Source organism: Massilia genomosp. 1, assembly GCF_011682185.1.
GTDB lineage: Bacteria > Pseudomonadota > Gammaproteobacteria > Burkholderiales > Burkholderiaceae_D > Telluria_A > Telluria_A rubra.
The window spans coordinates 68,964-88,494 of the sequence record NZ_WHJF01000012.1; the positions used below are offsets into that span (position 1 = coordinate 68,964).

The 19,531-nt window shown below is 63.9% G+C and carries 24 protein-coding genes and 1 tRNA gene; 13 read left to right on the top strand and 12 right to left on the bottom strand.

Translation table 11 applies throughout. From position 1 onward, the window contains the following. Window positions 1–22: 22 nt before the first annotated feature. Genes F1735_RS06895 through mscL form a run of 4 tightly spaced genes read right to left on the bottom strand, consistent with a single transcriptional unit; the run spans window position 23 to window position 2,679 of the window. On the bottom strand, window positions 23–352 hold the full coding sequence (locus tag F1735_RS06895) for a cupin domain-containing protein (protein WP_167236242.1): 330 nt from the start codon (window positions 350–352) through the stop codon (window positions 23–25). An 11-nt stretch (window positions 353–363) separates the two neighbouring features. After that, a complete protein-coding gene (locus F1735_RS06900; protein WP_167236243.1) occupies window positions 364–1,053 on the bottom strand; it encodes a DUF2461 domain-containing protein in 690 nt (229 codons plus the stop codon). A gap of 44 nt (window positions 1,054–1,097) precedes the next feature. Further along, the gene (locus F1735_RS06905) at window positions 1,098–2,246 is read right to left on the bottom strand and encodes a Do family serine endopeptidase (RefSeq protein ID WP_167236244.1); all 1,149 of its coding nucleotides are present in this window, start codon (window positions 2,244–2,246) and stop codon (window positions 1,098–1,100) included. A 13-nt stretch (window positions 2,247–2,259) separates the two neighbouring features. Continuing rightward, window positions 2,260–2,679, bottom strand: a complete 420-nt coding sequence (gene mscL / locus F1735_RS06910; protein WP_308626842.1) for a large conductance mechanosensitive channel protein MscL — start codon at window positions 2,677–2,679, stop codon at window positions 2,260–2,262. 293 nt (window positions 2,680–2,972) lie between these two features. On the opposite strand from mscL, the gene petA reads away from it, so the two are divergent. The 13 genes from petA (at window position 2,973) to F1735_RS06975 (ending at window position 12,333) form a co-directional block, all read left to right on the top strand. Further along, window positions 2,973–3,578: a ubiquinol-cytochrome c reductase iron-sulfur subunit gene (petA, locus tag F1735_RS06915; protein WP_166892092.1), complete on the top strand. Its 606-nt coding sequence runs from the start codon at window positions 2,973–2,975 to the stop codon at window positions 3,576–3,578. A gap of 2 nt (window positions 3,579–3,580) precedes the next feature. Then, window positions 3,581–4,993, top strand: coding sequence for a cytochrome b (locus F1735_RS06920; RefSeq protein ID WP_167236245.1), 1,413 nt, complete (start codon window positions 3,581–3,583; stop codon window positions 4,991–4,993). Window positions 4,994–5,022: 29 nt separating this feature from the next. Then, a complete protein-coding gene (locus F1735_RS06925) occupies window positions 5,023–5,784 on the top strand; it encodes a cytochrome c1 (protein ID WP_167236246.1) in 762 nt (253 codons plus the stop codon). Between the two features lie 104 nt (window positions 5,785–5,888). Then, window positions 5,889–6,500: a glutathione S-transferase N-terminal domain-containing protein gene (locus tag F1735_RS06930; RefSeq protein ID WP_054265664.1), complete on the top strand. Its 612-nt coding sequence runs from the start codon at window positions 5,889–5,891 to the stop codon at window positions 6,498–6,500. A gap of 104 nt (window positions 6,501–6,604) precedes the next feature. Further along, window positions 6,605–7,129, top strand: a complete 525-nt coding sequence (locus F1735_RS06935) for a ClpXP protease specificity-enhancing factor (protein ID WP_167236247.1) — start codon at window positions 6,605–6,607, stop codon at window positions 7,127–7,129. A gap of 26 nt (window positions 7,130–7,155) precedes the next feature. Continuing rightward, window positions 7,156–7,231 (top strand) — tRNA-Thr (locus F1735_RS06940). Window positions 7,232–7,454: 223 nt separating this feature from the next. Continuing rightward, window positions 7,455–7,835 (top strand): Fic/DOC family N-terminal domain-containing protein, encoded by a 381-nt coding sequence (locus tag F1735_RS06945; RefSeq protein WP_167236248.1) that lies wholly within the window; start codon window positions 7,455–7,457, stop codon window positions 7,833–7,835. A 307-nt stretch (window positions 7,836–8,142) separates the two neighbouring features. Further along, window positions 8,143–8,709 carry a carboxymuconolactone decarboxylase family protein gene (locus F1735_RS06950; RefSeq protein ID WP_167236249.1) on the top strand — a complete coding sequence of 189 codons (567 nt, stop codon included), beginning with the start codon at window positions 8,143–8,145 and terminating at the stop codon, window positions 8,707–8,709. Next, window positions 8,702–9,937 carry a DUF3734 domain-containing protein gene (locus tag F1735_RS06955; protein WP_167236250.1) on the top strand — a complete coding sequence of 412 codons (1,236 nt, stop codon included), beginning with the start codon at window positions 8,702–8,704 and terminating at the stop codon, window positions 9,935–9,937. Before F1735_RS06950 ends, F1735_RS06955 begins: the two co-directional genes overlap by 8 nt. Then, complete coding sequence (locus tag F1735_RS06960; RefSeq protein ID WP_167236251.1) at window positions 9,921–10,703, top strand: 3-hydroxybutyrate dehydrogenase; 783 nt, start codon at window positions 9,921–9,923, stop codon at window positions 10,701–10,703. Before F1735_RS06955 ends, F1735_RS06960 begins: the two co-directional genes overlap by 17 nt. Before the next feature lie 99 nt (window positions 10,704–10,802). Further along, the gene (locus tag F1735_RS06965; protein WP_167236252.1) at window positions 10,803–11,252 is read left to right on the top strand and encodes a DUF2867 domain-containing protein; all 450 of its coding nucleotides are present in this window, start codon (window positions 10,803–10,805) and stop codon (window positions 11,250–11,252) included. A gap of 126 nt (window positions 11,253–11,378) precedes the next feature. Continuing rightward, window positions 11,379–11,966, top strand: coding sequence for a hypothetical protein (locus F1735_RS06970; RefSeq protein WP_167236253.1), 588 nt, complete (start codon window positions 11,379–11,381; stop codon window positions 11,964–11,966). Between the two features lie 163 nt (window positions 11,967–12,129). Next, entirely contained in the window at window positions 12,130–12,333 is a 204-nt protein-coding gene (locus F1735_RS06975; protein ID WP_167236254.1) for a hypothetical protein, read from the top strand. Window positions 12,334–12,370: 37 nt separating this feature from the next. On the opposite strand, the gene F1735_RS06980 is transcribed toward F1735_RS06975, so the two are convergent. The 8 genes from F1735_RS06980 to F1735_RS07015 all read right to left on the bottom strand — a co-directional run bounded on the left by F1735_RS06980 (window position 12,371) and on the right by F1735_RS07015 (window position 19,522). Beyond that, a complete protein-coding gene (locus F1735_RS06980; RefSeq protein ID WP_167236255.1) occupies window positions 12,371–12,682 on the bottom strand; it encodes a BON domain-containing protein in 312 nt (103 codons plus the stop codon). Window positions 12,683–12,778: 96 nt separating this feature from the next. Next, window positions 12,779–13,873: a LytR C-terminal domain-containing protein gene (locus tag F1735_RS06985; protein WP_167236256.1), complete on the bottom strand. Its 1,095-nt coding sequence runs from the start codon at window positions 13,871–13,873 to the stop codon at window positions 12,779–12,781. Window positions 13,874–13,904: 31 nt separating this feature from the next. After that, a complete protein-coding gene (locus F1735_RS06990; RefSeq protein ID WP_167236257.1) occupies window positions 13,905–14,843 on the bottom strand; it encodes a type II secretion system F family protein in 939 nt (312 codons plus the stop codon). Between the two features lie 9 nt (window positions 14,844–14,852). Continuing rightward, window positions 14,853–15,830 carry a type II secretion system F family protein gene (locus F1735_RS06995; RefSeq protein WP_167236258.1) on the bottom strand — a complete coding sequence of 326 codons (978 nt, stop codon included), beginning with the start codon at window positions 15,828–15,830 and terminating at the stop codon, window positions 14,853–14,855. Window positions 15,831–15,838: 8 nt separating this feature from the next. Continuing rightward, window positions 15,839–17,185: a CpaF family protein gene (locus F1735_RS07000; RefSeq protein ID WP_167236259.1), complete on the bottom strand. Its 1,347-nt coding sequence runs from the start codon at window positions 17,183–17,185 to the stop codon at window positions 15,839–15,841. 40 nt (window positions 17,186–17,225) lie between these two features. Beyond that, complete coding sequence (locus tag F1735_RS07005) at window positions 17,226–18,401, bottom strand: AAA family ATPase (RefSeq protein ID WP_167236260.1); 1,176 nt, start codon at window positions 18,399–18,401, stop codon at window positions 17,226–17,228. A 28-nt stretch (window positions 18,402–18,429) separates the two neighbouring features. Continuing rightward, entirely contained in the window at window positions 18,430–19,038 is a 609-nt protein-coding gene (locus F1735_RS07010) for a TadE/TadG family type IV pilus assembly protein (protein ID WP_167236261.1), read from the bottom strand. A gap of 13 nt (window positions 19,039–19,051) precedes the next feature. After that, complete coding sequence (locus tag F1735_RS07015) at window positions 19,052–19,522, bottom strand: hypothetical protein (RefSeq protein ID WP_167236262.1); 471 nt, start codon at window positions 19,520–19,522, stop codon at window positions 19,052–19,054. Window positions 19,523–19,531: the final 9 nt, after the last annotated feature.

A 19,531-nucleotide genomic window follows, 5' to 3' on the forward strand; every position in this document is an offset into this window, starting at 1 on the left:
GTTCCTTGCCACGGTCAAGGCTTCAGGACGTGAGCAAGATGGTCAACAGCGCCACCGCATCGTCGTTCGCGCGCAAGCCGTGCGGCACGCCGCCGAGCAGGTACAGCATCTCGCCCGGACGCAACACGACGCTCTTGCCGTGCGCATCGCACACGATCTCGCCCTGCAAGCACAGCAAGGTGATTTCGCCATCGACCTTATGCAGCGGCATGTCCCGGTCCTTGGGCAGCACCAGCCGGATCAGCTCCATGTTCCCGGTCTTGGCCAGCGCCACCGAGGTGAAATGGGCGATATCGTCGTCGCCGCGTTGCAGTGGAATCAGTTCGCCCGAGGCGGCATGTTGTAAGGCCATGATGTTTCCCTTTATTCTTCCGTGTCGCTCATCTCCACGCTGCGCAACCACGTCACCAGCGCGAAGGCGTCTTTGAATCCGCGCGCCAGGTCGGGCACCAGCTGGTCCGGTTGATTGATCTTCAGGTCGATCCCGGTCCAGACAAAAAAGCTTTTCAGCTTCAAATACGCGATATGCACATGCTGCGGATCGAAGCCTTTGGGCGGACGCTGCAGCTTGTCTTCGTCCAGCAGGTCGCCGTAGGTGGCGCGCAATTGTTTATTCTTCAGTACTTTGGCAAATCCTGTCGCATCGTTGACAATGTGTTCACGAATTGCCTTCAGGCGCGGCGCCGGCGGCAGGTATTCGCCAACCCCGAACTGCAATTTGCCGTTGCCTTCGATCTGGAAATAGTAGGTGGAGCCGCCGCCGGCGCTTGGCCGCCGCAAATCCTTGGGCGTGATGCCGGCCGAGAAGCGCGTCTTGTACGGGCGCTTGTCGTTGGCAAAGCGGATGTCGCGGTTGATGCGGAACATCGCTTTCTTGGGATTGCAGGCCGCCACCTGCTGATCGAACTTGCTCAGTTCGCGGATCAGTTCGGTCACGACGGCCAGGAATTCTTCGCGCAAGATATCGTAGCGCGGTTTGTTCATGATGAACCAGGGACGGTTGTTATTTTCGCTTAATTCGTTCAGAAACTGCGTCAGGTCGCGCAAATGCATTGTGGGTCCGGAAGAAAAGGTAAAACAAGAAGAGCGAAGGCGGATTACTGCGGACGCGGGCGCTTGCCGACGGTGACGTCGACCGTTGCCGGGCGATTCTTGCGCATCACGGTCATTGTAGCCTTGCCGCCCGGCGCCAGCTGCGCAATCAGGTTCAGCGTGTTGGTGGTGCTGCCGGCGTCCTTGCCGTCGACGGCCAGCAAGATGTCGCCCGGACGCAGCCCGGCGCGGTCGGCCGGGCCGTTGCGCACCACGCCGGCGATGATGGTGCCGCTTTGCCGCTCGAGCCCGAAGCTGTCCGCCAGCTCGGGCGTGATCTCCTGGGTTTCGATGCCGATCCAGCCGCGCACCACGGCGCCGTCGCGCAGGATGGCGTCGAGCACCGTTTTGGCGGTGGTGACGGGAATCGCGAAGCCGATCCCGACCGAGCCGCCGCTTTGCGAATAGATGGCCGAATTGATGCCGAGCAGGTGGCCCTTGGTATCGACCAGGGCCCCGCCCGAGTTGCCGAAGTTAATCGCGGCGTCGGTCTGGATGAAGTTTTCGAACTGGTTGATGTGCAGGTTGTTGCGCCCGAGCGCGGACACGATGCCCAGGGTAACCGTCTGGCCGACCCCGAACGGGTTGCCGATGGCCAGCACCACGTCGCCCACGCGCACCGCCGCATCGTCGCCGAGCACGATCGCGGGCAGCTTGCGCACATCGATGCGGATCACCGCCAGGTCGGTCTCCGGGTCGCTGCCGACCAGGCGCGCGGGCGCCTTGCGCCCGTCCGCCAGCACCACCTGGATCTGGTCGGCGCCTTCGATGACATGGTTGTTGGTGAGGATGACCCCGTCCGGGCTGACGATCACGCCGGAGCCCAGGCTGGCCTGCTGCTCCTCGGGCGGCAGGCGGTCGCCGAAAAAGCGGCGGAAGAACGGGTCTTTCAGCAGCGGATGCTCGCGCCCGCGATCCTTGCTGGTGAGGATGTTGACCACGGCCGGCATGGCGCGCGCGGCCGCGTCGCGGTAGCTGCCGGCGGCCGGGACCGCGCCCGGCGCCTGCAACAGCGGCACGTTGCCGGCGACCTTGGCCGGTTCAAGCCGGCGCGCGGGCCACGCCAGCCAGTCGGGGCGCACGGCCGCGGCCACCATATACAAAGCCAGTGCCATCGTGACCACCTGGGCAAACAACAACCACAAGCGCCGCATCGCGCCCTCCTGTCTATTTTTTCAGCGCATCGCGTATTTCGCGCAGCAACAGCACGTCTTCGGGGGTCGGGGAGGCCGCCACCGCCGGCGGTTCCTCGGCGCGGCGCAGCTTGTTCATCAGGCGGATCATCTGGAAGATGATGAAGGCAAGAATGATGAAATTGAGCAGGATGGTCAGGAAGTTACCGTAGGCGAGTACCGCGCCGGCCTTCTTGGCTTCGACCAGGGTCAGGTTCATGGCCTGCTTGTTCAAAGGCAGATAATAATTGGCAAAATCGAGCCCGCCGAACAGGCGGCCGATGGGCGGCATGATGATGTCTTGCACCAATGAATCGACAATCTTGCCGAAAGCACCACCAATGATCACGCCGACGGCGAGGTCGACCACATTGCCCTTCATCGCGAATTGCCGGAACTCGCTCATCATCGTCATTATCGCCCCCAAAAGAATTGTGAAACAGCCATCCGGATCATACCTTAGCGGCATGAGAAACCAAACCGTGTCATCGGTCCGGCGCACCGCGATCGTCCTGCAAACAGGGCTGACTGGCGCGAAAAGCGCGCAACGGACGGCAGATTCGTTTCAAATTGGCGATGATTCGCTCTTGACAGGCGCACGAGCAACATTTTTTCTTTAACTCGCCCCCCTATTCCCTTATAATTTAAGGTTGCTAGAAGCTCTAAGTAGCTTTTTAAGATTTCGCATTTTGACTGATTGGGGTTGGTATGAGTAACGAAAAGCAGGTCGATCCGGGCCGACGCGTCATGCTCGCCGCTACGTGCGCGGCGGGTGGTGTTGTCGGTTTGGCCACGGCGGGAGCCTTGGTAAGCACATTCCAGCCGTCGGAGAAGGCAAAAGCCGCTGGCGCGCCGGTAGAAGTGGATATTGCCGGCATGGTGGTCGGCGAAATGAAAACCGTGGAATGGCGCGGCAAGCCCGTGTGGATTCTCAAGCGTTCGCCGGAAATGGTCGCTTCGCTGAAGAAGACCGACGGCGCGGTCGCCGATCCGAAGTCGGAGCGCACGCCCGACGCGCTCACGCCCGAGTACGCGCGCAATGAACACCGTTCGATCAAGCCGGAACTGCTGGTCGCGGTCGGCATCTGCTCGCACCTGGGCTGCTCGCCAACCTCGAAGTTCACCGAAGGCGCCCAGCCGAACCTGCCGGACGACTGGCACGGCGGCTTCCTGTGCCCTTGCCACGGTTCGACCTTCGACCTGGCCGGTCGCGTGTTCAAGAACAAGCCGGCGCCGGACAACCTCGAAGTGCCGCGCCATATGTTCGTGGGCGACAAGTTGATCATCGGTAAAGACGAGAAAGGCGAGGCATAACCATGGCCGCTTTTAAAGAAACCAAGTTCCCCGCGAATGCGCCGGTGGCCGACAAGGCGCTGGGCTGGGTGGACGACCGATTTCCCCTGACCAAGCTGTGGAACGACCAGTGGGGCCAGTACTACGCCCCGAAAAACTTCAATTTCTGGTACATCTTCGGCTCGCTCGCGATGCTGGTGCTGGTATTACAGATCGTCACCGGCATCTTCCTGACCATGCACTACAAGCCGGACGCCAACCTGGCCTTCGGTTCGGTCGAATACATCATGCGCGAAGTACCGTGGGGCTGGCTGGTGCGCTACATGCACTCGACCGGCGCCTCGGCCTTCTTCATCATCGTCTATCTGCACATGACGCGCGGCCTTCTGTACGGTTCTTACCGCAAACCGCGCGAACTGATCTGGCTGTTCGGCTTTGCGATCTTCCTGTGCCTGATGGCCGAAGCCTTCTTCGGCTACCTGCTGCCATGGGGCCAGATGTCGTACTGGGGCGCCCAGGTGATCGTCAACCTGTTCGGTGCGATTCCTTTCATCGGCCCTGACCTGTCGCTGTGGATCCGCGGCGACTACGTGGTGTCGGACGCCACCCTGAACCGCTTCTTCGCCTTCCACGTGATCGCGATTCCGCTGGTTCTGCTGGGCCTGGTTGCCGCCCACCTGATCGCGCTGCACGAAGTCGGTTCGAACAATCCTGACGGTATCGAAGTCAAGGAAACCCTGGGTCCGGACGGCCATCCGCTCGATTCGATCCCGTCCCATCCTTACTACTCGGCGCACGACCTGTTCGGCGTGTCGGTGTTCCTGCTGATCTTCAGCGCGGTGGTGTTCTTTGCCCCGGAAATGGGCGGCTACTTCCTGGAGTACAACAACTTCATCCCGGCCGATTCGCTCAAGACCCCGGCCCACATCGCCCCGACCTGGTATTTCACGCCGTTCTACTCGGTGCTGCGCGCCACCACGGCCGACTTCATGTATGTGCTGATGGGTGCGATCGCCCTGTACGTGGCCTTCATCTGGGTCAAGACGCGCCTGCCGTTCATCGTCAAGGCCGCCATCGCCGGTTTCGCGCTGCTGGTCATCATCGGCATGCTGCCGCAGGTGCTCGATGCGAAATTCTGGGGCGTGGTGCTGTTCGGTTCGTCGGTGATGATCATCGCCGCCCTGCCGTGGCTGGACCAGTCGCCGGTCAAGTCGATCCGCTACCGTCCCGACTGGCACAAGTATGTCTACATCGTGTTCGGCCTGTCGTTCGTGATCCTCGGCTACCTCGGCACCCAGCTGCCGACCGCCTTCTACACGGCCGCGTCGCAGGTGTGTACCCTGTTGTACTTCGGTTTCTTCATGTTGATGCCTTGGTGGAGCTCGATGGGCACCTTCAAGCCCGTGCCGAAACGTGTGACGTTCCATCCGCACTAATCGACGACATCACAGCAAAAGGACATTACATGAATTTTCCGAAAAAACTGATCGGTATCCTGGCATTGCTGCCGGGCCTGGCGCTGGCCAGCGGTGGCACCCATCCGCTGGACAAGGCGCCGGCGCGTCCGACCCTCTCCTCGCTGCAAAACGGCGCCAAGCTGTTCGTCAACCATTGCCTGAACTGCCACTCGGCTACCTCGATGCGCTACAACCGCCTGAAAGACCTGGGTCTGACGGAAGAGCAAATCAAGGAAAACCTGCTGTTTACCGGTGAAAAAGTCGGCGCGCTGATGACCACCGCGCTGCGCCCGGCCGACGCCAAGCAATGGTTCGGCGTGGTACCGCCCGACCTGTCGGTGATCGCGCGCGCCAAGGCTTCCTCGCACGGCAGCGGCCCCGACTACCTGTACACCTACCTGCGTACCTTCTACAAGGACGATACCCGTCCGACCGGATGGAACAATCTGGTGGTCGAGAACGTGGCCATGCCGCACGTCATGTGGCAACAGCAGGGTGTGCGTACCGTCAAGATGGATGAGGTCAAAGATCCGCATGATGCAAACAAAACCGTACACAAGTTCGCCGGCTTTACGCAAGTCACGCCCGGCAGCATGACCCCGCTCCAGTTCGACGAAGCGACGGCCGACCTGGTGGCCTACCTCGAGTGGATGGCCGAGCCGGCCGCCGCCACCCGCAAGAGCCTCGGTGTGTGGGTCTTGTTCCTGATGTCGATCTTCGCCCTGTTCGCATGGCGCCTGAGCGCATCGTTCTGGAAAGAAGTCAAGTAAGCAGGCTGCACGCTTCATTCATTGCCCGCTGAGTCATTCAGCGAGTACATTTCGGGGTGATCCGCTCGTCGTTTCACCCCCTTTGTTTCTAAGGAACTATAAAAATGATGGTTCTCTACTCCGGCACCACGTGCCCGTTCTCCCAACGCTGCCGCCTGGTCCTGTTCGAAAAAGGCATGGACTTCGAAGTGCGCGATGTGGACCTGTTTAACAAGCCAGAAGACATCTCGACGATGAATCCGTACGGCCAGGTGCCGATCCTGGTCGAGCGCGAACTGATCCTGTACGAATCGAACATCATCAACGAATACATCGACGAGCGCTTCCCGCATCCGCAACTGATGCCGGCCGATCCGCTGATGCGCGCACGTGCGCGCCTGATGCTGTTCAACTTCGAAAAAGAATTGTTCGTCCATGTGCATGTGCTCGAGAGCGAGCGCGCCAAGGCCAACGACAAGAGCCACGACAAGGCCCGCGCCGAAATCCGCGACCGCCTGACCACGCTCGCGCCGCTGTTCCTGAAGAACAAGTACATGCTCGGCGACGAATTCTCGATGCTCGACGTGGCCGTCGCCCCGCTGCTGTGGCGCCTGGATCACTACGGCATCGAACTGTCGAAGACGGCTGCGCCGCTGATGAAGTACGCCGAGCGGATTTTCTCGCGCCCGGCCTATATCGAAGCGCTGACCCCGTCCGAGAAAGTCATGCGCCGCTGATCGCCCCGGCGCCAGCTGCAACTTTCCGTACACGCCAGTTGGCCCGCGCGCGGGCGAATCGCAGTAGACTGGCGTGTACGCGTCGCACCACACCATTACAGAACATGTCCGAGATCTCAACCAAGCCCTACCTGCTGCGCGCCATTTACGAGTGGTGCACCGACAACGGGTTCACGCCCTACCTCGCCGTCAAGGTCGACGCCGCCACGACGGTGCCGATGGAATTCGTCAAAAAAGGCGAAATCGTGCTCAACATCAGCTTCGGCGCCACCTCGGGCTTGAAGATGGACAATGAAGCGATCCAGTTCCACGCCCGCTTCGGCGGCGTCTCGCGCGAGATTTACGTACCGGTGCAAAATGTACTGGCGATCTACGGCAACGAGAACGGCCAGGGGATGGCGTTCGAAGTGAGCAGCACGGCATCCGAGAACGCCGCCGGGCAGCCGACCGACAGCCCGTTGTCGAGCGTGCCGTCGCCGTCCAAGCCGGCGCCGGTGGGACTGTCGAGCGTGCCGGTGACGGCATCGGACAGTGCGCCGACGGGCGTGCCGGCCAGCGCGCCGGGTCCGGACGACAACAACGATCCGCCTAAAAAAGGTGGCCGTCCAACGCTCACGCGCATCAAATAGCGTATAATCGCGGCTGTAAAAGTTTCGCCGACTTAGCTCATTTGGTAGAGCAGTTGATTTGTAATCATCAGGTGGCCAGTTCGAAACCGGCAGTCGGCACCAGTCTTTCCAGCAAAAGCCCAGCTTCATCAGCTGGGCTTTTTGTCATCTGTTTTCCCATCACTCACTTCCCAGCTTGCCGCGTCGCCCTCTTCACGCCGAGGCGCTCCCGCCTCGCGAGAACTAGTATGATATCGATTGCGAACGTGTTCGATCCAGTTGAAGTCGCCCGGCTTTAGCCGGTGGAAAGCCGACACGGCGTCGGATATTTTGTAGGAAGGCGCTCATGCCATTCGATCGGAACAAGCCGTTCAACGACCTGCCCTTGCTGCCTCCGCCTGCGAAGCTGGAGACCAAGGCGGTGCTCAAACAGACGATTGCGGCACGCGCCGCCTTGGCCGACCTGAAAGGCGCCGCCAGGCAGTTGCCAAATCAAGGTGTATTAATCCAGGCGCTTGGATTGCAAGAAGCAAAGCTGTCCAGCGAGATTGAAAACATCGTCACCACTAACGATGCCCTTTTTCAAGGCTTCGCCAACGGCGGCGAAGGCGCGGATGCACAGACCAAAGAGGTCTTGCATTACAAGGACGCGCTGTGGCAAGGATTTCAGTGGGTGAAAGCCGAGATGCCAATCAACGAGGAATTTTTCAATATATTGACGCGTTGAGCTCAGTCTCACGTTGTTTACATGACGATGTTCTCATGTAAAAATAATGGCGTATTTTTTACATGAGAAGCCGATCGAGTACTGACGCTACCATGCTGGCGTAATCGTAAAATAGCCAAGCAGACCGCTCGGATTGCCGCATCGCTGTCCGCTCGCGCAATCGACTTGCGCACGAAGCAATTTTCGCCTAAGTAAGCCGGTGTATTCTTTGGCAACGAGCTGAAACGATCCTCCCGCACCGGCCACGGCCGCGCATTCACCGCATGGACCGGTTCGGCTTCCCCCGTTGCCAACCACGAAAGCCACCATGCGCCTGCCCCTGATCGCCCCTTCCGACCTCACCCCCGAACAACAGCCCCTGTACGACGACATGCGCAAAGGCATTGCCTCGAACTTCAACGCCTTCGTCTCCCAGCGCGAGGATGGCGCCCTGATGGGGCCGTGGAACCCGTGGCTGCACGAGCCCGCCATCGGCAAGGCGATCTGGAACCTGACCCTGGCCATGACCGCCAACGCCGTGCTGCCGGACAACGTGCGCCAGATCGCCATCCTGGTGGTCGGCGCCCGCTTCGACGCCGCCTACGAGCTGTACGCCCACATCGCCGTGGCCGAGGCCGAAGGCATGCCGGTCGAACGCCTGGCGACCCTGGTGGCCGACCTCAAGCCATCCGACCTGAACAAGGAAGAAAGCGTCGCCTACGACCTCGCCTACGCCCTGTGCCGCGGCGGCCTGCTGCCCGAGCCGATCTATCGCCTGGCGCTGGCCACCTTCGGCCAGAAGGGCACCAATGAACTAATCTACCTGGTCGGACTCTATTCCATGGTATCGACCACGCTCAATGGTTTCGACGTTCCGGTGCCCGAACATGCGTGACGGCTCAACATTGCATAATCGCGCCAGCGCGCCGCCCGAAGCGGCGCGCCCGTGCGCCTCGGCCTTCGGCAGCATCGCCCTGTTGTTGCAGGGCGGCGGCGCGCTCGGCGCCTACCAGGCCGGCGTCTACGAGCGCTTGCTGGAAGCGGGCATCGAGCCGACCTGGATCGCCGGCATTTCGATCGGCGCCATCAACAGCGCGATTATCGCCGGCAACCCGCGCGCGGACCGGGTCGCCAAACTGCGCAGCTTCTGGGAAACGGTCAGCAATGCCGGCGACGGCGGCGCCGGCGAATGGTGGACCAGCCTGCTTACCGGCGACACCCTGCGCGGCTGGGCCAACCAGATGGCGGCCGGGCGCGTGCTCTCGCACGGCGTGCCGGGCTTTTTCGAGCCGCGCATGCCGCCGCCGTACCTGCCGATGGCCAACCGCGGCGCCACCAGTTATTACGACACCTCGATGCTGGAAGGCACGCTGAACAGTCTGGTCGATTTCGACCGCATCAACAGCCGCGAGATGCGCCTGTCGGTCGGCGCCGTGAACGTGCGCACCGGTAACTTCGCCTACTTCGACAACGCGGTCGACACCATCGCCGCCAAACACATCATGGCCAGCGGCGCCCTGCCGCCGGGCTTCGACGCGGTCGAGATCGACGGCGAGCATTACTGGGATGGCGGGCTGGTCTCGAACACCCCGCTCGACTGGGTGCTGTCGTCGCACTCGGGGGTCGATACCCTGGTGCTGCAGGTCGACCTGTGGAGCGCCAGCGGCGCGCTGCCGCGCGACCTGACCGAGGTGGCCGTGCGTATGAAGGAAGTGCAGTTTTCCAGCCGCACGCGGGCCGCCACCGACAAGTTCCGCAAACTGGCCGAGCTGCGCACCGCGTTTAACGAGCTGCTGGCCAAGATGCCGCCCGCGCTGGCCGGCACGCCCCAGGCGCGCCTGCTGGCCGAGGCGTCCGACGAAGCGGTCTACAACATCGTCCAGCTGGTGTACCGCTCGCGCAATTACGAAGGCCAGTCGAAGGACTTCGAATTTTCGCGCGTCACCATGAACGAACACTGGCGTTCGGGCTACGATGACGCCGCGCTGACCTTGTCGCATCCGCAGATCCTGGCCTTGCCGCCGGTCGACAAGAGCCCCGCCATTTACGATTTCCTGACCTCCCGGCACGCCAGTGCCACCACTCATTTGCTGAAAGAGGAATCCCATGAACCTGCAAGATAAAGTCTCTGTCATCACCGGCGCCGCCAGCGGCATCGGCAAACATATCGCCAAAGTCTATTTCGAGAGCGGCGCCAAGGTCGTCATCGCCGACCTCGACCTCAAAGCGGCCGAGGCCACCGCCAAGGAACTCGATCCCTCGGGCGAGCGCAGCATGGCAGTGGCCATGAACGTGACCAGCGAAGCCGAAGTCGAGGCGGGCATCGCGGCCGTCGCCGCGCGCTTCGGCGGTATCGACGTGCTGGTCTCGAACGCCGGCATCCAGATCGTGGCCCCGGTCGAGAGCTTTGCCTTCGACGACTGGAAAAAAATGCTGGCGATCCACCTGGACGGCGCCTTCCTGACCACCCGCGCTTGCCTGAAAGTGATGTATGCGCAAAAGCGCGGCGGCAGCGTGATCTACATGGGCTCGGTGCATTCGAAAGAAGCCTCGCCGCTCAAGTCGGCCTATGTGACGGCCAAGCACGGCCTGATCGGCTTGTGCAAGGTGGTGGCCAAGGAAGGCGCGGCGCACGGCGTGCGCGCCAATGTCATCTGCCCCGGCTTCGTGCGCACGCCGCTGGTCGAAAAGCAGATTCCCGAGCAGGCCAAGGCGCTCGGCATCTCGGAACAGGATGTCGTCAAGAACGTGATGCTCAAGGAAACCGTGGATGGCGAATTTACCACCGTCGAGGATGTGGCGCAGACCGCCCTGTTCCTTGCGGCCTTCCCGAGCAATGCGCTGACCGGGCAGTCGATCGTGGTCAGCCACGGCTGGTTCATGCAGTAAACGCGGGCGGGCGCCGACCGGATCGATGAGCTCCGTGCGCGGCGCGCGCTGCCGCGCGTCCGACCGGACCGGCACGAACTGCCCTTCCGCGCGGACGCCATGCACGCCAAACCCCTTGAAACCACCATTCCCGCCGCCAGCGCGCTCGACTTGTTTCTGAAAGCGGCGGCCGGCACGCCGCGCTGGGTCAACCGGCTGATGACCTTGCGCAACCGGGTGGTGTCGCTGCTGGGCCTGAAAAACCTCGGCACCTTGTCCATGCTCGATCCGGCCAAGCCGGCCTCGGCTTATCAGGTCGGCGACCGGGTCGGCATCTTTACCTTGTTCGCCAACACGCCCGACGAAGTCTTGCTGGGCGACAAGGACAAGCACCTCGACGTGATCCTGTCGGTGTGCAAGACGGTCAATGCCGGCAGCGGCAACGTGCTGGCCACGGTGTCGACCGTGGTGCATGTGCATAACTGGCTCGGGCGGCTCTACATGCTGCCGGTGACCCCGATGCACCGCATCATCGCGCCGGCGGTGCTCAGGGGCGCGGCACGGGGGTAGCACGAGGGTAGCGCTGCCCGCACGCCCGGCAAGTGACGTTGCACCTTGTAAGCAAATTTGTCTACTCTGACAAGATTGTATTGACTGAGCTACACTGCGCGTTTCCGACCTTCCATGGATTGCCCGATGAGCCGTCGACTCCTGTACGCAGGCGCGTGCGCCGCCCTGCTGCTGACCGGATGCCTGGTCCCCGAACGCTTTACCGCCCGGACTGCGTTTCAGTCCGATGGCAGCTACGAGTATTCCTACGCCGGCACCGCCGTGCATACCCTGGCGGCCGGCCAAATGGCCAATGGCAACAAGCTCGGCCCGAAAGCGGAAGCGGGCATGCATGACCAGGCCGCCAATCTGGAGCGCAATGGCGAGATCCGCCAGGCCGCCTACAACGGTAACGCGCGCTACGACCTGAGCGTCGAAGGCAGGCGCCAGCCCGGCCAGGCGCTCGACCTGCTCGGCATGCTGCGCATTCGCACCGGCCCGGATCGCGTGCTGACCCTGCAAGCGGGCAAGCTCGATGACAAGGAAAAAGCCAGCATGGCCGCCCTCGGCATCAAGCTCGAGGGCAAGCTGTCGGTGACGGTGCCGATCAGCGCCGAGGTGCTCTCGCACAATGCCACCTCGACCCCGTCGTTCTTCGGCCTGTTCGGCACCTATTCGTGGAAAATCGGCAGCCTCGAGCAGCGTCCCGAAATGACCATCCGCTTCAAGAAATAGGCGCCTGTGCCAGCCGCTGGCAGGCGCCCGCCAGGCACGCTTTTACCCTCAATTTGACGCTCCATCCCGCCAAACCGGCGCTTCGTCGCAATCGCGGTGTTGACCATCGCCCCTGTCGCTATAGTTCACTCAACCCAACGAACTTCACACACAGGAAAACATCATGAACATCGCAAAAAACATGGAAACCATCTTCGTCGCCGCCCTCGTCGTGGTCTCGGCAACGAGCTTTGCCACCGCCAGCGCACCGGCCCCGCGCCTTGCCGCGACGCTCGCCGTGCAAGCCGGCGCGGACGCCAACATGACCGTCGTGACCGTCAGCGCCAAGCGCCTGAGCGCAGCCGAAAAAGCCCTGCTGAAAGGCTGAGCGCGAACACGGCCCGGCCAGCGCCGCCAGGGCCGGATCAGCGCTTGGGCACCATGTCGTTCTTGACATCCTTGACGCCATCGATCCTGCGCACCAGCGACACCGCCCGCCCGATATGCTCGGCCGGCACAAAGCCGCTCAGTTGCACCGTGCCCTTGAAAGTCTCGACATTGATCTGGGTGGCCTTGAGGTCGGGGTCGGCCACCAGCGCGGCCTTGACCTTGCCGGTGATGATGGTGTCGTCGATGAATTCGCCCGCGCCTTCGCGCTGCGGCGTGGGTGCGCAGGCAACCAGCGCCAGCAGTGCGAGGCCGCACAGGAAGCGGATGAAACGTTCTGCAAAGTTCATGGAAATACTCCGGTAAGTGGTTCGATCACGCTATTGTCACGTGAGCGTCCACCCCGGATTTGATATGGCACAAACGGACCAGCCCTCAATGCCGCATCAGCCCTGCCCCGGCAGCGGCCTGGTGCGCGCGGCGGCGACGGCAGCGTCCGCCGGCGCGGCGGCGGGCGCGCCAGCCGCCATGTCGCTCCCGATCACCAGGCGCACGTCGGCGCGCCCGATCTGGCCCACGGCCAGCACGCGCGCGGCGCCGAAGCGCTGGGCCAGGCGCTCGGCGGCCTCGCGAAATTCCGGCTGGTATTCGATGCGGGTCTGGCGCACGCCGAATCCTTTCTGATTGCTCAGGCGCACCACGCGCACGGCGCGCTGGTCCATCGTGCCAGCCAGCGAGCGCGCCATGCCGGCCACGCCATTGCCGTTGCGAATTTCCAGCAGGGCCTGGCCGGAGCGTGCCGCCGGCGCTGGCGCCGCGATCAGCGGCGCCGGGGTAGCCGCCACGGCCGCGCCCACGCGCTGCACCACGAACACGCCGGAGGCGTCCTGGCGCACCTCGGTCCGGTCCCACTGCGGCTCTGGCGCCGGCGCCTGGCCTCCAGCCTTGAGCGCGCTGTCGATGGCGGCCACGCCGGCGCGCTCGGCAAGCGCATAGTCGGCCTTGAGATCGTGGGTGCGCAGGACGCTGGCCTGGCGGTACATCTGCTGCGCGCGCTGGTGCTGCCCGAGCTTCTCGAGCGCGCCGCCCAGGTGGTCCCAGGCACGCTCGTTGAGCGGGTCGAGCAGGCAGGCTTTTTCGAGGGCCGCCAGGGCTTGCTCGAACTGGCCGTTGAGGAAGTGGGCATAGCCGAGATTACTGAACAGGAAGGCGCTGGCCTGCCCGTCCGCGCCCTCGCCCGTCATGGCTTGCCACAGGGCGATGGCGCGCGCAAAATCGCCCTGCTCGGCGTACAGGGTGGCCAGGCCGTTGCGCGCCTTCAGGTGGGCCGGATCGCGCGCCAGCGCGGCACGATAGGCGGCCAGCGCGGCGTCGTGGCGGCGCGCCAGGTGGGCGCCGCGTCCCGTCACATAAGCGTCCTCGGCGCTGACTGGCGCGGCCGCGGGCGCATGGGCGCTCGCGACGCGGCTGCGCGGATCGGCGCAGGCCAGCAGCAGCGCGCCGCCGATCAGCAGGGTGGTACGGGTCAGGGTGCGTCGCATGAGCTGCTCCGGTAAAGGCATAACAAGGACGTCACTGTCCGTTGACCGACCTGAGGGTGCGCATGATCTGCATGCCGGCGGGGCCGAGCAAGACCATCAGCAGGGTCGGGAAGATAAAGAAAATCAGGGGGAACATCAGCTTGACGCCGATCTTGGCCGCCTGTTCCTCGGCCATCTGGCGGCGTTTGGTGCGCAAGGTGTCGGCGTGTACGCGCAGGGACGTGCCCATGCTGGTGCCGAAGCGCTCGGACTGGATCATCATCGCCACCAGGGTGTCGACGTCTTCCACGCCGCTGCGCATGGCGAAGTTGCGCAGCGCCTTTTCCTTGCTGAAGCCGGCCCGCATTTCCATCAGCACCAGCTGCATTTCCTGGGCCAGCACGATCGACTTGATGTGGATTTCGCCGGCTACCTTGATCAGCGCGCGCTCCAGGCTCAGGCCCGCTTCCACGCACACCGTCAGCAGGTCGAGCGCATCGGGAATCGATTCGAAGATCTCGCGCCGGCGTTTGCGCGCCGTGATTTCGAGCACGACGTTGGGCAGGTAGTAGCCGACGGTGGCCGCGCCCAGCAGCATCAGCATGATGAGCTGTCCGCTCATCACCTCGATCGACAGCGCAATCCACAGTCCCACCAGCGCCGGCAGCAACAGCGCCAGCAAGGTCTTGGCGGCGAAATACAGGGGCGCCACCGATTGGCCGCGCCAGCCGGCGTTCATGAAGCGGGTGCGCAGGGGCGATTTTTCCCAGCCCTGCTCGGGCAGCGACAGCGCGCCGAAAGGCTGGGCCACCTTGGCCACCTTTTCCACCCAGCCATCGCTGCGTCCCACGCTGGCGTCGGCGGCGCTGGCGCCCACGCGCTTGAGGCGCTGGCGCATGTAGCCGGGCCAGAAGGTGGCCATGGCCAGGGCCGCCAGGCCGACCACGACCCCGAACACGATCAGCAGAAACAGTAATTGCGAGCCGCTCATGGCTTTCTCCTAGACGCGAATATGAATCAGCTTGCGCAGCCACAGCACGCCGATGGTGATCATCATCCCGGCGTAGCCGAGCAGGCGCCTGCCGTCGGGGTCGGTCCACAGCATGCTGATGTACTCGGGATTGGCAAAGTACATCATGGCGGTGACCCCAAACGGCAGCAGGCCCAAAATCCAGGCCGAGATGCGCCCTTCGGCCGACAGCACCCGGATCTGGCCGAGCAGCTTGAGGCGTTCGCGGATGATGTGGCCGATGTTGCCCAGGATTTCGGCCAGGTTGCCGCCCGACTCGCGCTGGATCAGCACCGCGATCACCATGTAGCGCAAGTCGGTCAGGGGCACCCGTTCGGCCAGGCTGTGCAGCGCTTCGTTCATCGGCACGCCGTAGTTGATTTCCTGGTGTACGATGCGAAATTCGCCGCTGAGCGGCTCGGGCAGTTCGCTGCCGACCATTTGCAATACATTGGTAAACGAGTGCCCGGCACGCATGGCGCGCGCCAGGAAGTCGGCCGCCTCGGGCAACTGTTGCTCGATCTTGCCCAGGCGCTTGGCGCGCGTGCGCCGCAACATGCCATACGGCAGGCTCGCACCGGTCAGCAGCAGCGCCCAGGTCAGCAGCGCCGGCGTGTCCCACGCATGCGCCGCCAGCGCCCCGGCGCACAGCAACACCAGCGAGGCCGCCAGGAACTGCGCCACCATCCAGTTGACCCCGGCCTGCATCAGCAGCCGGTCGATCGCCTGCGCCAGGTGCAGGCGATGCAGCATGCCGTCGAGCGTATCGGACGCGCTGAAGCGGCGCCGCTTGAGGATCGAGACCGTGCCGCCCTCGATGTCGGTGGCGCCCGACATCACGCGCAGGCGGCGCGCGATGCGCAAGGCGCCGCCGCCGCGCGTTTCCGACCACAGCAGCCAGCCGCCCTCGACCATCAGGATCACGGCCGCGAACAGCAGCACGGCAAAGGCATAGAAGACATAATCCATGGTCGTTCCTATTCGAAAATGCGGCTGGGGTCGAAGGCCGAGTCGGGCACGGCCGCGCCGAACAGGCGCAGGCGGTCGGCGAAGCGCGGGCGCACCCCGGTGGCGCGGAAATGCCCGACCACCTTGCCCTCGGCGTCGACCCCGGTTTGCTCGAAGCAAAAGATTTCCTGCATGGCGATCATCTCGCCTTCCATGCCGGTGATTTCCTGCAGGCTGACCAGCTTGCGCGCGCCATCGGTCAGGCGGGTAACCTGCAGCACCACCGTAATGGCCGAGCAGATCTGCTGGCGCACCGCGCGCGGGGTCAGCGTCACGCCGGCCATGCCGACCATGTTTTCCAGGCGCGCCAGGGCGTCGCGCGGGGTGTTCGAGTGGATCGTCGCCAGCGAGCCTTCATGCCCGGTGTTCATCGCCTGCAGCATGTCCATCGCCTCGGCTCCGCGCACCTCGCCCAGGATGATGCGGTCGGGGCGCATGCGCAGCGCGTTGCGCACCAGCGCGCGCTGGGTCACCTCGCCCTTGCCTTCGATGTTGGGCGGGCGCGTCTCGAGGCGCACCACGTGCGGCTGGCGCATCTGCAGTTCGGCCGCATCTTCGATGGTGATGATGCGCTCGTTGGCCGGAATGAAGCCCGACAGCAGGTTGAGCAAGGTGGTCTTGCCGCTGCCGGTGCCGCCCGAAATGAGGATGTTGATCTTGGAATGCCCGAGCGACTGCAGCACCTGCACCATGGGCGGGGTCATGCTCTTGTAGCGCAGCAGGTTCTCGACGGTGAGCGGGGTGGCCGAAAAGCGCCGGATCGACAGGATCGCGCCATCGACCGCCAGCGGCGGGATGATCGCGTTCACGCGCGAGCCGTCCGGCAGGCGGGCGTCGACCATCGGGCTCGATTCGTCGACACGGCGCCCGACCCGCGAGACGATCTTGTCGATGATCTTCATCAGGTGGGCGCTGTCGTGGAAGGTGATGTCGGTCAGTTCCAGCCGTCCGCGCCGCTCCACGTAGACCTGGTTGTAGGTGTTGACCAGGATGTCCGAGACGGTCGGGTCGGCCAGCAGCGACTCGAGCGGGCCGAAGCCGAGCATTTCGTGCTGGATGTCGAGCACCAGGTCGTGCCGCTCGTGCTGGTTGAGCACGATGTGCTCTTCCTCGATGATGTGCTGCACCAAGAGGCCCAGCTCGTGCTTGAACTGCTCGGGGGTGAGGCGCTTCAAGCGCTCCAGGTCGATCCGGTCGAGCACCATCTGGTGCATGTTCTTCTTCAGGTCGTGGTAGGCGTGGTTGGACGACTCCGGCTCGGCCGGCTGGCTGTGGCGGCTGTCCTCGCTCGCCGTCAGGCGCTCGCGTAAGGTCATGGGATTCTCCTGGGCAGGTTATTGTTTGGCGATGGTGCGGCTATTGTTCGACTTCGGCGCGCCCGAACAGGCGCGTGAGCAAGCCCTTCGCTTCCGGCACGCGGCGCGCGGTGACCAGCTCGACCAGCTCGGCCAGGCTGCGCGCCACCGGGCTGGCGCGCGACAGTTGCAGCACCGGCACGCCCTGGTTCACCGAATCGGTCACGTTCACGTAGTCGTTCGGGACCGTGTGCATGACCTCGGCGCCGAGCGAGGCTTGCACATCCTGCAGGCGCAGGCGCCCGCCCTTTTCGTAACGGTTCACGATCAGGCGCGTGTTTTCGATGGCGTAGCCGAGCGAGCGGAAAATGTCGAGCAGGCGGCGCCCGTCGCGCAGGTCGGGCAGGGCCAGCTGCAGCACCGGATAGATGGCGTCGGCGTTGTCGAGCGCGCGCAGCGAAATGGCGTCGATCTGGCGCCCCACGTCGAGCACCACGTAATCGTAGTGCTGGCGCGCCACGCGCAGGATCACGTCCATCTGCTCAGGCTTGAGTTCGACCGCGTGGGCCGGGTCGTCGGCCGCGGCCAGGATGCCGAAATTGGGCGTCACGTGTACCAGGCACGAGTCGAGAAAGGCGCCGTCGATGCGCGCGATCTGGCTGCACACATCGGACAGGGTCATGGCCGGCTTCTGGTCCGACACATACAGGGTGGCGTCGCCGAACTGGCCGTGCAGGTCGATCAGGATCACTTTCTTGTCGGCCAGGCTGGCCAGGGCATAGGCGAAATTGGTCGACAAAAAGGTGGCGCCGCTGCCGCCCTTGCAGGAAATGAAGGCCAGCACCTTGCCGTCGCACACCTTGCCCGCATTGGCGGCGTCGGCGATGCGGTTGATGGCGTCGTGGAAGGCGCCATGCACGAGCGGCAGTTGCAGCACTTCGCGCACGCCGGCGCGCATGGCGCGGATCAACAGGTTTTGCTGCTGGTCGCGGGTGAGCAGCATGAAGGTCGCGCCCGGGTACAGCTTGGCCAGGCGCACCAGCAGTTCGGCTTCGTCTTCATCGAGGCCGCTGGCGTCCACGATCACCAGCGCCGGACTGTCCGGCAACACCCGCTCGAGCGCATCGCGCAGGCGGCTGCGCACCGCCACCAGGGTCACGGGCGGCATGCGCGCGGCGCCCTGGGCGGCGATTTCGGCTTGCAGCTGGCTGTCTTGGGTAATCAGTAAAGCTTTCATGGAACATCCTCGTGGGTGGGGGCGCGCTTCAGTTGAAAGCGGGGCAGTCTTCGGTCACGCCGCTCTGGTGGCCGAGCGAGCCCGCCGGCGTGACGGTGGCAAAAGTCGGGTAGGCAAAACTCCAGTCGAGATACTGGCCGCTGAACAGGGGCTTGTAGCGGGCCGGCACGCATTCGGCGCCGGTGCCGGGCGCGCACAGGCGCGCTTGCACGTAGCGCACGCAGGTGGAGGTGGGCCCGTCCGGTTTGGCGTTACAGTTGATAATGTTGCGCGAGGGGCAGGCCGGCAGGTCGGTGAGCGCGCTGAAATCGCTGCGCAGGTGGGCGATCACGAGACGCGCGTCGCCCCCGGTTGCGCCGAGCGCCATGCCGCCCGCGCGTGCCGCCACGCTGGCGTTCTGGTTCAGCGCCGCCAGCGCGACCTTGTCGTTGGCGTCGATCATGGCGGCCGCGCGCGCGGCGTTGTGGGTGGCGTCCGACAGCGCGTTCCACAAGTACATCGCGCGCGCCACTTCGAACAGGCCCAGCATGAACAGCAGGAAGATCGGCAGGGTCATGGCGAACTCGACGAGAGTGGCGCCGCGCTGGCGCGCGCGCCGCTGCAAACGGTCGTGGCGGCTGGCTTGAAGGTTCATCATCAGTTTCCTGTGCTCAGTTGTTATATGGAACGGTCACGCTGGTGCGGATCTTCAGGGACTCGCCGACGTTGAACATATCCATGATGGCGCCCATCGGCATCCTCACCTGCAGGCTGACCGTGATCGTGTCGGGCCGCTCGACACCGCCGCAGGCCGTTTGGTCGTCGTCCTGGCGCTTGCAGACGATGAACGGCACCAGCACCAGGTCCGGGCCGATGCCGGCGCTGGCCATGGCCTGCTCGGCGATGGCGATGGCGCGCACCTTCATGGGACTGTTCATCGACTCACTGATCGCCCACTCCGCCATCGGGACCGTGGCCAGCGACGCGGCGGCGTCCTTGTTGGCCTGCTTGAGCACCGAATACACATAGAAGATGTGACCGAAGCTGAAGATGAGCGGCAGCAGCGTCGCCATGGTCCACAGGATCAGGGCCAGTTCGATGTGGGCGATACCGCGGGTGCGGCGCGGGACACGAGGCGGCATGATGGCGGG

Excerpts from the sequence above, each read along its gene's own strand:
- F1735_RS06895 (WP_167236242.1), bottom strand. The coding sequence starts at position 352 with ATGGCCTTACAACATGCCGCCTCGGGCGAACTGATTCCACTGCAACGC.
- F1735_RS06900 (WP_167236243.1), bottom strand. The coding sequence starts at position 1,053 with ATGCATTTGCGCGACCTGACGCAGTTTCTGAACGAATTAAGCGAAAAT.
- F1735_RS06905 (WP_167236244.1), bottom strand. The coding sequence starts at position 2,246 with ATGCGGCGCTTGTGGTTGTTGTTTGCCCAGGTGGTCACGATGGCACTG.
- mscL (WP_308626842.1), bottom strand. The coding sequence starts at position 2,679 with ATGACGATGATGAGCGAGTTCCGGCAATTCGCGATGAAGGGCAATGTG.
- petA (WP_166892092.1), top strand. The coding sequence starts at position 2,973 with ATGAGTAACGAAAAGCAGGTCGATCCGGGCCGACGCGTCATGCTCGCC.
- F1735_RS06920 (WP_167236245.1), top strand. The coding sequence starts at position 3,581 with ATGGCCGCTTTTAAAGAAACCAAGTTCCCCGCGAATGCGCCGGTGGCC.
- F1735_RS06925 (WP_167236246.1), top strand. The coding sequence starts at position 5,023 with ATGAATTTTCCGAAAAAACTGATCGGTATCCTGGCATTGCTGCCGGGC.
- F1735_RS06930 (WP_054265664.1), top strand. The coding sequence starts at position 5,889 with ATGATGGTTCTCTACTCCGGCACCACGTGCCCGTTCTCCCAACGCTGC.
- F1735_RS06935 (WP_167236247.1), top strand. The coding sequence starts at position 6,605 with ATGTCCGAGATCTCAACCAAGCCCTACCTGCTGCGCGCCATTTACGAG.
- F1735_RS06945 (WP_167236248.1), top strand. The coding sequence starts at position 7,455 with ATGCCATTCGATCGGAACAAGCCGTTCAACGACCTGCCCTTGCTGCCT.
- F1735_RS06950 (WP_167236249.1), top strand. The coding sequence starts at position 8,143 with ATGCGCCTGCCCCTGATCGCCCCTTCCGACCTCACCCCCGAACAACAG.
- F1735_RS06955 (WP_167236250.1), top strand. The coding sequence starts at position 8,702 with ATGCGTGACGGCTCAACATTGCATAATCGCGCCAGCGCGCCGCCCGAA.
- F1735_RS06960 (WP_167236251.1), top strand. The coding sequence starts at position 9,921 with ATGAACCTGCAAGATAAAGTCTCTGTCATCACCGGCGCCGCCAGCGGC.
- F1735_RS06965 (WP_167236252.1), top strand. The coding sequence starts at position 10,803 with ATGCACGCCAAACCCCTTGAAACCACCATTCCCGCCGCCAGCGCGCTC.
- F1735_RS06970 (WP_167236253.1), top strand. The coding sequence starts at position 11,379 with ATGAGCCGTCGACTCCTGTACGCAGGCGCGTGCGCCGCCCTGCTGCTG.
- F1735_RS06975 (WP_167236254.1), top strand. The coding sequence starts at position 12,130 with ATGAACATCGCAAAAAACATGGAAACCATCTTCGTCGCCGCCCTCGTC.
- F1735_RS06980 (WP_167236255.1), bottom strand. The coding sequence starts at position 12,682 with ATGAACTTTGCAGAACGTTTCATCCGCTTCCTGTGCGGCCTCGCACTG.
- F1735_RS06985 (WP_167236256.1), bottom strand. The coding sequence starts at position 13,873 with ATGCGACGCACCCTGACCCGTACCACCCTGCTGATCGGCGGCGCGCTG.
- F1735_RS06990 (WP_167236257.1), bottom strand. The coding sequence starts at position 14,843 with ATGAGCGGCTCGCAATTACTGTTTCTGCTGATCGTGTTCGGGGTCGTG.
- F1735_RS06995 (WP_167236258.1), bottom strand. The coding sequence starts at position 15,830 with ATGGATTATGTCTTCTATGCCTTTGCCGTGCTGCTGTTCGCGGCCGTG.
- F1735_RS07000 (WP_167236259.1), bottom strand. The coding sequence starts at position 17,185 with ATGACCTTACGCGAGCGCCTGACGGCGAGCGAGGACAGCCGCCACAGC.
- F1735_RS07005 (WP_167236260.1), bottom strand. The coding sequence starts at position 18,401 with ATGAAAGCTTTACTGATTACCCAAGACAGCCAGCTGCAAGCCGAAATC.
- F1735_RS07010 (WP_167236261.1), bottom strand. The coding sequence starts at position 19,038 with ATGATGAACCTTCAAGCCAGCCGCCACGACCGTTTGCAGCGGCGCGCG.
- F1735_RS07015 (WP_167236262.1), bottom strand. The coding sequence starts at position 19,522 with ATGCCGCCTCGTGTCCCGCGCCGCACCCGCGGTATCGCCCACATCGAA.